The organism is Flavobacterium arundinis (assembly GCF_038289855.1).
GTDB classification, from domain to species: domain Bacteria; phylum Bacteroidota; class Bacteroidia; order Flavobacteriales; family Flavobacteriaceae; genus Flavobacterium; species Flavobacterium arundinis.
The window spans coordinates 1-12,473 of record NZ_JBBYHR010000009.1; the positions used below are offsets into that span (position 1 = coordinate 1).

Sequence of the window (12,473 nt, forward strand, 5' to 3'; positions counted from 1 at the left end):
GCAAAAGGAAATTAAAATGAGGACTTATAAAACAAAAAACAGAAGTAACCAAGAAGCTACTTCTGTCTAAAAAATTGTACTTTTATTATTATTAATCCTGTATCGTTATTTTAGGACTAGTCACTAATAGATAGAACACTTAGTCACCCAGGTGACATGAATATATCTACAACTGGTACTTCAGCAGCATCGCCACCGCTTCATGATACTCTTTTTCGGTTTCTAAAAAGCTGTTGAGGGCCGTATAGAAATAGCTGGTCTCCATAAAGTATTCCGTTGCCGAGATCTCGCCCAGGGCAAAAGCTTTGTTGAGCAGTACCCGGTTGCGGGACGATGTGTCGATCTTCGCGGCTTCGTAGGCTTCCATCATGTTCTTTTGGTTGGTATATTCCTCATACAAATGCTTGATGTGGAAAAAATGCTCGTTCACGTGGGCATCGATGTCCAGCTCGGCGGCGGTCACTTCGGCCTTGCGCTGCTGTATCACGTTCTTGTTTTCCCACAGCGGTATCGAAACACCGGTATGGATGCCATTATACGTCTGGCCTAATATTCCTTGGTAATGATAACCGACCTCAATCTTCGGCAGTGTCATCGACCGGCTTACCGAGAGGTTGCTTTGGGCCACCACTTTTTGCTGTTCCAATATCTTCCGGTTAGGGTCGCTTTCCTCATAAGCCTTTTCAAGTTCCTCAAAGGCCGGTATAGCAGGAATCATCGGATATAGCGTATCTTTAAACACGATCTCATTTCCCCCGTTCAGCTCTGTCAGCGTATAATTCAGCTGGTTGATCTGCGATACTGTATTGTGGTAGTCCCTCTTCAGTTCGATAAGCTGCAGGTTAGCTTTGTTGTAGTCCAGAATATTGCCGTCGCCTTTGTCTAATCGCACCTGGAAATTCTGTACCATTTTTTCGGCGTCCGCCAAACGCTTGGTCAGCTGTGTATGCCTTTTATTTTGGTAAACCAGCTGTATACAAGCTGTCTTTGCTTCCAAAAGGATGTCCTGCCTTGCCGAAGTAAGGTAGAAATCAGCCTGTTTCACCTGTTCATCGGCAAGGCGCTTTTTCCGCGAATATGCCGTGGGGAAATCAAACGCCTGAGATATCGTAAACACCGTTTGGTTTCCGGCACTTACCGGGTTCGAAAATAAATAATCGTACTCCACAGTAGGGTTGGGGGGCGTAAGCCCGGTATTGAATTCCAGTTTCCGCGCTTCCCATTCCTGCTTGCTGCCGGCCAGGGTCTTGTTGTTTTTGGCAATAGCCGAAAGCGTATTGTCCAGTGTCGACTGTGCCGCTGCCTGCAAAGCAAACAGGAGCACAGCTATGTGAAATACTGCTCTATATCGCATCTTCTTTCTTTTTTAGGTTAGACATGTAATACACCACCGGGACGATAAAGATGTTCAGCAGGGTAGAGGTAAGCAGCCCGCCCAGGATCACTTTCGCCATCGGGCTTTGTATCTCGTTGCCGGGGAGGTCACTCGCAACGGCCAGTGGTATCAGCGCCAGCCCTGCGGTCAGTGCCGTCATCAGGATGGGGCTAAGTCGGTCTTTAGAACCCTGTATTACCGTGTCGTAAAGCGAGTAGCCTTCTGCCTGCAATGTTTTATAATGCGATACGAGCAGGATGCCATTCCGTGTCGCTACGCCAAAAAGCGTAATGAACCCGATGATGGCCGGGATGCTCATGATGCCGCTCGTAAAGTAAATGCTGAGCACGCCGCCGATCAGCGCCAACGGAAGGTTTATTAAAATGATAGAGGCTGTCTTTATCTTTTTAAACTCCTGGAACAGTATCAGGAAGATGACCAACAGCGATAATAGTGATGCGATTACCAGTGTTTTGGACGCTTCAGCTTCCGCTTCAAACTGGCCGCCGTACTCTATGTGGTAGCCTTCGGGAAGGGTTATCTTATCGCCAATGGCTTTTTTGATATCTTCCACAACGCTCTTTTGGTCGCGTCCTGCCACGTTAGCCGAGACTACTGTTTTCCGCTGCACATTCTCCCGGCTGATGGTGTTCGGGCCGGAAGTGCTCACGATATCGGCTACATATTCCAACGGGATCTTCTGTCCGTCGTGGCTGTCTATTGTTGTATTGCGGATGTTCTCCAGCCTGCCGCGGTTCTCGTCATCAAATTTCAGGATGAGGTCGAAAGTGCGGTTGCCTTCGTATATTTCCGATACTTTTTCTCCTGCAAAAGCCACATCTACAAACTCATTGAATTGCCCAATAGTGATGCTGTAAAAATTCAGCATGTCGCGTTTTGGGCGTATCTGTATCTGCGGTATTTCTACTTGTTGTTCGGTACTTATATCAACAAGGCCTTCGATGTTCTGTATTTGGCTCTTCACCTGGTTGGATAAAGTGAACAGTTTATTGAGGTCCGAACCAAATATCTTGATGGCAATGTTCGCCCTGGTACCCGAAAGCATGTGGTCGATACGGTGGCTGATAGGCTGCCCAATTGTGATGTTAACACCGGATATCCCCGAAAGTTTTTCGCGTACGTCTTCCATGAATTCTTCACGGTCCCTCTTTTCCAAATGGAATGGCGCTTCGATCTCGGAGGAGTTCACGCCCTGGGTATGCTCATCCAGCTCTGCCCGCCCGGTCCTTCGTGTGGTCAGTTTTATTTCGGGTACCGAGAGCAATGCTTTTTCAACCTGCGTGCCTACCTTGTTGCTTTCGTCAAGCGATATTCCCGGAAGGGTCACTGCCGAAACAACGAGCGATCCCTCATTAAACTCAGGAAGGAAGCTGCGGCCCAACTGGGTCAGCAGGATCAATGCGATTATAAACAATCCGGTAGCAGTGCCAATAACGGTTTTCTTGTTGTGCATTACAAGGGTTAAGGCATTGCTATAACCGCGCTGCAGCTTTTCTACAAGCCAGCTTTCCTTCTCTTTCTTTTTCAGCATGGTGTCGCTTGTAAGCAGGTAGCTGCACAGTACAGGAGTCAGCGTGATAGAAACGATCAGTGAGGCAAACAGCGCGACGATAAACGCGATCCCAAGCGGGGCCAACAGCTTGCCTTCCATTCCTGTTAAGAAGAATAATGGTACGAAAGCCACAATGATTATGAAAGTCGCGTTGATGATGGATGTCCTTATCTCTAAAGAAGCATCGAATATCACGGTGAGCTTTTTCTTTTGCTGTTCTATGGGCAGGCGGGCATTTTCGCGAAGGCGTTTATAAACATTCTCCACGTCGATGATCGCATCGTCCACTAAGTCACCCACGGCGATTGCCATACCTCCTAAACTCATGGTGTTGATGGTAAGGCCAAGCCATTTCAATGTCAGGATGGCCACGATCAGCGAAAGCGGTATGGCGATCAGCGATATCACCGTTGCCCTCCAGTTCATAAGGAACAGGAATAGGATCACGACTACAAAGATCGTCCCTTCCATCAGTGTTTTCTGGATGTTGCTTATAGACGATTCAATAAAATCAGCCTGGCGGAATACATGTGTGTCCACCTCAATATCTTTCGGTATCGTTTTTTTCAGGTCGGCAATTACATCATCTATCTTTTGCGTAAGCTCCAGTGTATTTGTCGAAGGCTGCTTCTGGATGGTCATCACTACTGCAGACTTCCCGTTTTTCGAGGCATCCCCTATTTTCGGGGCGGCTGCGATCTTTATCTCCGCAATATCCTCGATCTTCACGCTGTTGCCTCCAACCACTTTTACCACCGATTTCCCGATCTCTGCAATATCACTGGTGCGGCCGGTGCCTTTGATGCTGTATTCATTCCCGAATTCGTTAATGAACCCGCCGGAAGAATTCCCATTAGCAGCCTTTGCCGCTTCCGATAATTCCGGCAGTGTGATGTTGTAGTAGCGCATCTTGTCCGGTGAGGCCAGTATCTGGTATTGCTTGTATTCCCCGCCATTCACCACTACCTGTGCCACCCCGCCGGTAGCGAGTAGCCTCGGGCGTATGGTCCAGTCGGCTATGGTGCGAAGGTCCATGGTCGATGTGGTATCTGCGGTTAGGGTAACGTACATTATCTCGCCCATGATGCTCGACTGCGGCGCCATGGTTGGGTTGCCCACGTTTTCGGGCAGGCGTTCGCTAACGGAGGCTATTTTTTCATTGATGATCTGTCGGGCGAGGTACACATCGGTATCCCACTCGAATTCAACCCATACAATTGAAAGTCCCGATGACGATGAGCTTCGTACCCTGCGTACATTGGTAGCACCATTCACTGAAGTCTCCAGCGGGAAGGTAACGAGTTTCTCCACTTCTTCAGGAGCCATTCCGTGCGCCTCGGTAAGGATGGCAACGGTAGGCGCTGTAAGGTCCGGGAACACATCCACCTCCATACGGGATGCTGTGACGGAACCAAATACGATAAGGAGTGTGCTTGCAATGACAACAATTAACCTGTTGTGCAATGCAAATTTGATTATTTTATTTAGCATGGCGTCCGGTTAATGTTCGTGTGAATGTGCCGGCATAGCGCCCGATGCAGCCGATAGCTTTATCTGGTAAGCCCCTTTCGAAACTACCCTTTCGCCTTCTGCCACCCCTTTGATTATCTGTACGTTTTTACCGTCATTGGCGCCAAGCTGCACTTCTCTTTTTACAAAGCTTTCGCCGCCGGTCTGCACATATACATAGTAAATGCCCTGTTCTTCCATCACTGCTGTAAATGGTATAACAAGCGCATTAGCGACGGCGCCCGACTTAAGGAATACCTGTACGGTCGAGCCTGAAATAAGTCCGCCCATGTTGTCGATCTCAAAGCTGATAGGAATGAATGCCGAATTAGCTGCCGCGCTCTTCCCGAACGATGCTACTTTGCCATTGAGGTCGCTGGTGTCGTAAGTCTTCCCGTCTGGCAGGGTAAAGTTGGCCGATGTAATGCCCGGCAGCTTGCTGAAATAGCGCTGCGAAACATTTGCCCTTAGCAATAATCGCTTGTTTTTAGATACGGTTGCCAATGGCATCCCGGCCTGTACGAATTGCCCATCGGTTACAGAAACCGAACTTATGAAGCCGCTCATCGGAGCCGCAACACCTAAGCCTTTGCCGGAATAGTTTTTCGAGACCGTATTATAGTCGTTACGTGCATTGTCATACGCAAGCTTTGTCGTTTGGAATTCCCTTTGCGAAATGATCTTGTCTTTAACCAACTCCGAAGCACGTTCGTAATCTGCTTTTAGCTTCAGGTACGTTGCACGCGATTCCCTGATAGAGGAGTCGACATTCTTTTGCGTGAGGTTGTCTCCCGAAATGACGAACAGCGGAGTTCCTTGCTGTACTGCCATACCGGCCTGTGCTTTGTTGCCCGAAAATCGCACGATACCGTCTGCATTTGCGGCAATGACCATTTCATCACCCGGCGCCGAAATCAGTTGCCCATTGGTCCGTATCACTTCATGGAACTCCTGCTTTGCTGCCGGGGCAGTTGCAAATTCGATCTTCCATGCCTGCTCTTTCGAGAAAGCAATGGCGCCCGCATCTTCGTCATGGTGACCCGCTTTCTGTGCCGCTTCTGCATTTGCGTAAACCACCACATTTTCAATAGTAATTTTATCAGTAAAATTTTTCGATTGTATATCCACTACCAAAGTCCCCTTGCCGGCGGCAGAAGGCTTCAGGTCGATAACGTACAGCCCTCCCGTTTTAGGGACGGTTGCCGTGTTTCGAACGCCTTTGCCGTTTACGATAAGGCTTACGGTGACTTTTGCATCGGTGAGCGGTTTAAAAATATCCCCAAGTTGGGTAAGGTGCGCGGCCAAAGTCGAAACTTCGCCAATAACCAACGGGTTGTACGCTACGAACAGTTCTGTCTTATCCGTATATAATGTCTGTGCTAAAGGTTCCGCTTCGGGACTTTTAGCTACGCTGGTGTTGTTGCTGTTGCAGCCCGCGAGGGTCAGCATAAGCAACAGCAGCGCTGTTATATGTCTTTGCATGTAACGGTTAGTGTTGGTGTCCGTCGTGAGAGTGCCCGTCATCGCTATGATCGTGGCCATCGTTATCAGTGTGCTTTACGGAATCGGTGCCCACGGTAAATTCTTCCTGGGAATGCGCGCCATCTCCTGACATGTCGTCTTTGCTATGGTCGTGGCCATCGCCTTCAAAATGTTCGTGGCCGCTGTGGTCGTGGCCTTCATGGTCGTGTGCGTCGGCTTTTTTGTTGCAGGCTGTCAGTAACGCCAAAGCAACTATCGATGGGATAAGTATTTTTTTCATTGTAATAAATATTGATTTATGCAAGTATTCGAATTCAGGGTTTATTAAACGCTGAATGCAGGCGGCCCCCGGAAATCAATATGTAGTAAATGAAAAGAGCTTGGCGTGTAATTACAGGAAATATAGTTTTTTGGCTTTGAAAAACTACTATTCTGAATAAAGGCAATATCATTAGCAAGTATCGCACTTTCTACATGCTTGTACTGCGACTGCTCTGTAGTGTGCTTTACCAGCGATGTAAAACAGTCGCTCGAATGGCAATGTGTAGTGAAAACACCTTTTAACCCGCCATCGGCTTCATGATCGTGATGGCCAACTATGCTATGTTCCTGCTCATGATGGTGCGGCACAAGCGCATGCGCAAGCAATATGGTGCTTGTAAGCAGGCAGACAAAATAGCTTAACAGTTTGTGGCGCATTTCGCAAATATAATGATTTTTGTTTTCGATACTTATTTTTATAAGCCTTTGGGAAATAAACATATCCGGATCGATTTATCGACTGGCATCATTCGGCAGTTTTTGTATTTCCGTAGAATGCAATTCTTCAAAAATAAAAGCAGGGTCGCTATAATCTATTGGTATATCGGGCATGTAAAAAGAAATGTTGAGGTAGCTGCTCTCCACGCCTTTCCCTAATAACAGCTTTCCATCCTTTTTCAATACTACAAACGGCGCCCTCTTTTTTTCGCCTCCCCCGTATGGCTTAAAATAGAATTCGCCCAACAGCGTGTCGCCTTTAATTTCACCCCTCACATCTCCTTTATCCCTACCGGATGCGCCATAGTGAATCTCATATTTTCCGTAAAAACGCTCTTCGCCCATAGAAAGGAATAAATAGGCGGTGTCTCTTTCCTTTATGGCCCGGTACTGGGTGCTGTTATCCTTAAATTCATTTTCTTTAGAATTACAGGCATATACCATAGGAATCAAAGTCAGCATATATAAGATGAAATGTCCTCTCCCTATTTGTTTCTTTATTTTTAAACGCTGCATTTTCGATGGTTTCAATGACTGGTTCTTATTCCTTTAAAATATTGTTGGTTGCATGAATTTTCTTATTTATAAACGGCATAGTATCTTAATTATTATGTTTATATCCCTGCGGTGGAAGTACGGACGAACAACAACTCTTGCCTCCCGGCATTTGCACCACACAAAATAGGTTGTGGTCAGGGTCGGCTAATACAATAAAATCGTCGGAGGGCTGGTACCGCCATGGGCAGCGTGTGGCTCCAAGCGTTACCAGCCTTTCCACTTCTTCCTGCTGGTTTTCGGTGTAAAGGTCAATGTGCAGCCTGCCCCTTTTTCCGTTACGCTTTTCGGGCACTTGCTGTAACGAGATATTGATGCCTTTTTCATTCGGATCTGTTAGCACCACCCAGCCATCACTTGCGGGTTCGCGCTCCGTATAATACAACGCTGCCGTCCAGAATTCAAGAATTTTTTTTCAAATTCAAACAGCGTATAACGATGGAGCCCGGCTTTATCATGGGGTAAATGATTTATAACTGAAATTACAAATATTAAAGGTTCTTTGCTATTTTTACAGGAATAAATTAATACATGAAGCATCTTACAATCCTGGTCGCAATACTTTTAACCACAGTTGCCAATGCCCAGCAGGTAATTCCGTTGTACGAAAAAGCCATACCCAACAGCAAGCCATCTCCCAATACAGAAAAATCTGAAGTGACAAGCGATGGTATCCTTATCGTCAGCAATGTCTCGATACCCACGCTGACCGTTTATAAACCCGGTACGCCTTCGCCAATGAAAAGCGCGGTGATCATTTGCCCCGGTGGTGGCTACGGCATACTCGCTTCCGGCCATGAAGGCACCGATGTAGCACGCGTGTTTAACAGCTGGGGCGTAACGGCTTTTGTCCTGAAATACCGCCTGCCGAACGATGCCATCATGAAAGATAAATCTATCGGGCCGTTACAGGATGTGCAGCGCGCTTTGCAAATGGTGCGCGAGCATGCGGCAGAATGGAATATCGATGCTTCTAAGATCGGCGTTATGGGTTTCTCGGCTGGAGGGCACCTGGCCGCAACAGCTTCTACCCATTTTGATAAAAGCGAAATCGACAACCCTAAAAATACATCGTTGCGCCCTGATTTTTCGATACTCATTTACCCGGTTATCAGTTTTTCCAACAGCCTGACTCATACGGGCAGCCGCGAAAACCTGCTGGGTAAATCTGCCAAGCCGGATCGGGCGATATATTACTCTAACGAGCTGGCGGTAACTGCCCAAACGCCTCCTGCCTTCCTGGTTCATTCTGCCGACGATGACCTGGTGCCTGTGGGCAACAGCATTGCTTATTATAAGGCGCTGCAGGAATATAAGATATTCAGCGAAATGATACTTTACCCTCATGGGGGCCATGGTTACGGAATGAATAATACGACCACGGAAGACAAATGGATGGACCGGCTTAAGGAATGGATGGTGGCTTCTAAACTCTTGTAGAACAAATTTTACACAAAACCCTTTAATGAGGATGCCAATAAGTTTTCCTTTTCAACCCCTTTAGCTTCTTTTACCTTATTCAGTTTATAATTCCCTTGCCTTTCATAATAGGCAAACCCAAGCCCGGGTATAAAGCAGTAGCTTTCGTTTTTGTCATTATCGATCCAGTCCAGTTCTATAGCGCCGCCAATTTCAGATTTAAACTCATAATCGCCGTTGGGGGTAAAGGCGATCCAGTTATTATGCATTGGCACAATATGAAGCAGTATGTTTCCTGACGTGATGTCACAAAAGCTAATGCCTGCGTTTGAGCATATACATAATAATTTATCGCTCAAGGGCTTAAATGTCCCTATATGGCCTGCATACACCGAAAAGTTTTTAATAAGATTGCCCGTGGCCCTGTCCCAAAGCTTAAGGGTTTTATTCCTGTAAGCATTGGTAAAAAACAGTTTATCATCTTTGCTGAAAGCCATAAGTACCACCTGTCCCGCGCCACTGAAAACTGTTTCTGCATCCATTTTCCATAATTCTTCAGGGAGTACGGCATCATCAATATCTTTTGTGTCAACTATTTTAAGTTGTTTTTTGTCTTTCCAATGTGATAATGCCAGCCATTTTCCACTACCTGAAAGTTCTTTCCGTATCAATTGGAACGGTGGATAGTCAGGTTCAAGCGCTACTTTGCCGGAGTTTTGTATTACTGCAAAACTTTCCAGGTCGATGGTCAAGGGGTAATATCCCGAGGTTGTACGGCTGAAATGCAGTTTGGTGCCTGCTTTTTCTATATGGTTATAATAGGCATTGGAGTTGGGGATAAGGTTTCGCACCCTGAAGTGTTCAAAGGCCGGATCGTCAATATATTTACCCGACTGCATATCCATGGCCCTGCTGCCGGTATGGTCGGCAATGTGCTGCACATAATCATAGTATGCCCCGGCATTGCCACAATCTTTTTTAATGTAGTCATAAGGAATATGAAAACTGATGTGGTTCACAAGGCCATGCTTTTCGGCATTTTCATAATCGCCCTTGTCAGTTACATGCTCGAGGTCAATTTCCATGTAATGGGACATACCCTTAATCATCCGAAGATTTGAAGCAGGTTCCAATTGTGTGTCGGGAAGTGTTTTGATGTGGTTTTTCAGCTCCTTATAATCTGTTGGTTTTAAAGAAATGGTAAGGTCGTAACTCATTAGTTGGATATTTGACGGCTAATTTATTAATTTCCGGATATATTGCTCCGCGAAATTAAAAATACTGAACATTTTCCTCGTCGGAACAAGATAATAAGGTTGCGGCAAACAGGTTCCCTGCCCAAAAGGCATACAATGTTTAGATCACTTACCGGGCTAGTTTTCCTGCCTGCTGTGGTCGCTATAAACGGCTAATACCTTTAAACGGCCGCTTTCAGCATCAAGTGCACGTTTAATGGAAGCCCGGTGCGCAGCAATCCATTTGTTAATAGACTCATGCTCGGTGTGGTGCGAGGTTGTTGTAAGGTGCACATCTCCCTGTGCCGTTACAACGGTGTAATCATAATTTGCCATGTAGTTAGTTTTAGTAAGGTTAGTGGTGTTAATGCTTTTTTAACATTTGGTAAATTTAACCGATGCAGTTGTAAGGATAACAGTGGTTTTTACCTGTTTTATTAAAACAGGTGTTTTTACCTACAATTAATGAACCACATAATCGCCTGCGCAAATGGGAATGCCGCGTAAACACTGTAAAATAAAGCTAAATCGTAAGGATGAAGTCAATAAGTTGATACTTGGAAGTAGTCAATTAATAGATATACGAAAGCGGATCATAATTAAAAATCTTAAAAGCCACCACCACACCTATAGCAAAAACGATGTGGCCTAAGAATAGCTGTATTCCGTACTCTTTCGAAGGGACATGTGGATTGCCATCCGGAAGGCGGTAGGTGAGCCGCCAGCAGGACACGCCTATGAATCCGCTGACGATACCGAAGACGATACCTGATACAAACCCGAATTCTACGTTCGTATAATGCCATATCGATTCATAAACGATTACAAATGCCACTACTATAAGGTAATGCGCGAACCAGCCGGAGAACTTTTTCACACCGCCTTTCAGGCTGATGCCCGCACCTTCCAATATAAAGTTCAGCATTACCGGTTCCTTAAACAGTTTCTTATAACTGATGGATACCAGATAGCTGAACGTCGTCATAATGTTGGTTGCCGAAAAGGCTGCTATAAGTATTTTATAGAAATTCATAGCTTTAGGGTTTAAATTCTCAAAAGAACGGTTCTAAACTTTCAGGCAGGGCTCATGTTATCCTTTAGGAATAAGTGCATCAATATATTTCAGCATAGTGCTCTTTACAGTTCCTTCGCTGAAATCCAGTTTTATTTCAAGGTTACGGTCACGTTCTGTAAATACGATTTCCTGACTGCTTATAAATTGTACATCTCCAACGACAAAAAAGCTGTAATTCTTTCCGAATGCGGCTTGGGATAATGCAATCTCCCACGGGTTTGACGGATTTACATTCAGCTCCCTGACCGGGAATATACTTTCGAGATTCAGTTTTGTTGTCCCGTCCGCTTCTTCCACAGAAATAAGTTTGCAGGCAGAGCGCTCTTTATTTCCTATTTCAATTATAGCATCCTTGTTTTCTAATTCTTTTAAAGTTTCTATCATTTGGTTTAATTTATTTATTATTTATTTCCCCTGCAACTTTCAGCAGCAATGCCTTCGTAGCCTTAATCCCGTCTTCTTCACTCAGCCTGCTTCCTTCGTATTCAATCCCGATGTGCCCGTTGTAACCTGCCTCTTTTACGATCTTTAGCATTTTTTTATAGTCGATGGTTGTCTCGTTGCCATTGGCACCAAAGTCGTAGGTCTTGGCGCTAACGCCATGGGCAAAGGGCATCAGTTCGAGTACGCCTTTGTATTTGTCATATTCGTCAATGCACGGGGCACCCCAACGTTCACCGCCTTCCCGCTTTACACAGAAATTCCCAAAATCCGGCAGCGTACCGCAGTTCTTCAGGTTGATGGTTTTGATTACATCTGTCAGTTTTTCTGCATCGGAAGATAATCCGCCATGATTCTCGACTATTACGTTGATCTGGCTTTTTTGGGCATATTCCGTAAGTCTGCCCAAACCGTCAACCGATGTTTCTTTCCATTTCGCAAAATCATTCTCAGCTCCTTTCCCGAAAAGGTTCACCCGTATCGAATGGCAGCCCATTTCCGCAGCCGCATCCACCCATTTGGAGTGCCTGGCAATGGCATCGTCCCTTTCGGCTTTTTCCAATGCGGCCAACTCTCCTTCGCCGTCTACCATGATCAATACATTTTTTACGCCCTGGTCGTGGCTGCGTTTTTTGAGTTCCGGTATAAGCTTGTCGATACCGTCCTTTTCGATCTCTTTATTATAAAGCTGGGTAACATATTCTACCGCTTCAAATCCAAGTTCGCGTGCTTTTTTGGCAAAGTCGAGAGCTGGCAACGTCTTGGTTTCGAGTATCGCTTTGTGTACCGACCATTGTGCCAAAGACAGTTTGAAGAAAGGTTTTAATGCTGTATTATTTTCGTTTTCCATAAGCCAGGAGAGTATCGGGTCGGCCATTCCAAGCGCGGCTCCTGCCATCCCCGTGTTTTTTATAAAAAGGCGTCTGTTCATTTCAGTTTGTTTTTTGGGAATTTAAAAATAGGAATAAATCTGTGCTATCGGTTATAATTACTTCGCAAAACTTTGCATCTTCTCCCACTTTTTAGCGCGGCAAGTTTAGCGTGGCTTTG

13 protein-coding genes are annotated in these 12,473 nt (G+C 45.8%); 1 reads left to right on the forward strand and 12 read right to left on the reverse strand.

Features of this window, described 5'->3' with window-relative positions; translation table 11 throughout:
* Positions 1 to 166 precede the first annotated feature (166 nt).
* The 7 genes from AAEO56_RS14845 to AAEO56_RS14875 form a co-directional block, all read right to left on the reverse strand.
* Positions 167 to 1,354: a TolC family protein gene (locus AAEO56_RS14845; RefSeq protein ID WP_341697848.1), complete on the reverse strand. Its 1,188-nt coding sequence runs from the start codon at positions 1,352 to 1,354 to the stop codon at positions 167 to 169.
* Positions 1,344 to 4,439 (reverse strand): efflux RND transporter permease subunit, encoded by a 3,096-nt coding sequence (locus AAEO56_RS14850; RefSeq protein ID WP_341697849.1) that lies wholly within the window; start codon positions 4,437 to 4,439, stop codon positions 1,344 to 1,346. The genes AAEO56_RS14845 and AAEO56_RS14850 overlap by 11 nt, the downstream gene beginning before the upstream one ends.
* A gap of 9 nt (positions 4,440 to 4,448) precedes the next feature.
* Positions 4,449 to 5,939, reverse strand: a complete 1,491-nt coding sequence (locus AAEO56_RS14855; RefSeq protein WP_341697850.1) for an efflux RND transporter periplasmic adaptor subunit — start codon at positions 5,937 to 5,939, stop codon at positions 4,449 to 4,451.
* A gap of 7 nt (positions 5,940 to 5,946) precedes the next feature.
* A complete protein-coding gene (locus AAEO56_RS14860; protein WP_341697851.1) occupies positions 5,947 to 6,219 on the reverse strand; it encodes a hypothetical protein in 273 nt (90 codons plus the stop codon).
* A 44-nt stretch (positions 6,220 to 6,263) separates the two neighbouring features.
* Positions 6,264 to 6,701 carry a hypothetical protein gene (locus tag AAEO56_RS14865; RefSeq protein ID WP_341697852.1) on the reverse strand — a complete coding sequence of 146 codons (438 nt, stop codon included), beginning with the start codon at positions 6,699 to 6,701 and terminating at the stop codon, positions 6,264 to 6,266.
* Between the two features lie 12 nt (positions 6,702 to 6,713).
* Complete coding sequence (locus tag AAEO56_RS14870) at positions 6,714 to 7,160, reverse strand: hypothetical protein (RefSeq protein WP_341697853.1); 447 nt, start codon at positions 7,158 to 7,160, stop codon at positions 6,714 to 6,716.
* A gap of 139 nt (positions 7,161 to 7,299) precedes the next feature.
* A complete protein-coding gene (locus AAEO56_RS14875) occupies positions 7,300 to 7,662 on the reverse strand; it encodes a VOC family protein (protein ID WP_341698065.1) in 363 nt (120 codons plus the stop codon).
* A 122-nt stretch (positions 7,663 to 7,784) separates the two neighbouring features.
* Here AAEO56_RS14875 and AAEO56_RS14880 point away from each other — a divergent pair, with 122 nt between their 5' ends.
* Positions 7,785 to 8,693 (forward strand): alpha/beta hydrolase, encoded by a 909-nt coding sequence (locus tag AAEO56_RS14880; RefSeq protein WP_341697854.1) that lies wholly within the window; start codon positions 7,785 to 7,787, stop codon positions 8,691 to 8,693.
* 8 nt (positions 8,694 to 8,701) lie between these two features.
* Here the strand turns inward: AAEO56_RS14880 and AAEO56_RS14885 are convergent, their stop codons facing one another.
* The 5 genes from AAEO56_RS14885 to AAEO56_RS14905 all read right to left on the reverse strand — a co-directional run bounded on the left by AAEO56_RS14885 (position 8,702) and on the right by AAEO56_RS14905 (position 12,354).
* Positions 8,702 to 9,889 (reverse strand): WD40 repeat domain-containing protein, encoded by a 1,188-nt coding sequence (locus AAEO56_RS14885; protein ID WP_341697855.1) that lies wholly within the window; start codon positions 9,887 to 9,889, stop codon positions 8,702 to 8,704.
* Positions 9,890 to 10,045: 156 nt separating this feature from the next.
* A complete protein-coding gene (locus tag AAEO56_RS14890; RefSeq protein WP_341697856.1) occupies positions 10,046 to 10,243 on the reverse strand; it encodes a hypothetical protein in 198 nt (65 codons plus the stop codon).
* A gap of 235 nt (positions 10,244 to 10,478) precedes the next feature.
* Positions 10,479 to 10,940, reverse strand: coding sequence for a hypothetical protein (locus tag AAEO56_RS14895; protein WP_341697857.1), 462 nt, complete (start codon positions 10,938 to 10,940; stop codon positions 10,479 to 10,481).
* A 57-nt stretch (positions 10,941 to 10,997) separates the two neighbouring features.
* The gene (locus AAEO56_RS14900) at positions 10,998 to 11,366 is read right to left on the reverse strand and encodes a hypothetical protein (RefSeq protein WP_341697858.1); all 369 of its coding nucleotides are present in this window, start codon (positions 11,364 to 11,366) and stop codon (positions 10,998 to 11,000) included.
* 10 nt (positions 11,367 to 11,376) lie between these two features.
* On the reverse strand, positions 11,377 to 12,354 hold the full coding sequence (locus AAEO56_RS14905; protein WP_341697859.1) for a sugar phosphate isomerase/epimerase family protein: 978 nt from the start codon (positions 12,352 to 12,354) through the stop codon (positions 11,377 to 11,379).
* Positions 12,355 to 12,473: the final 119 nt, after the last annotated feature.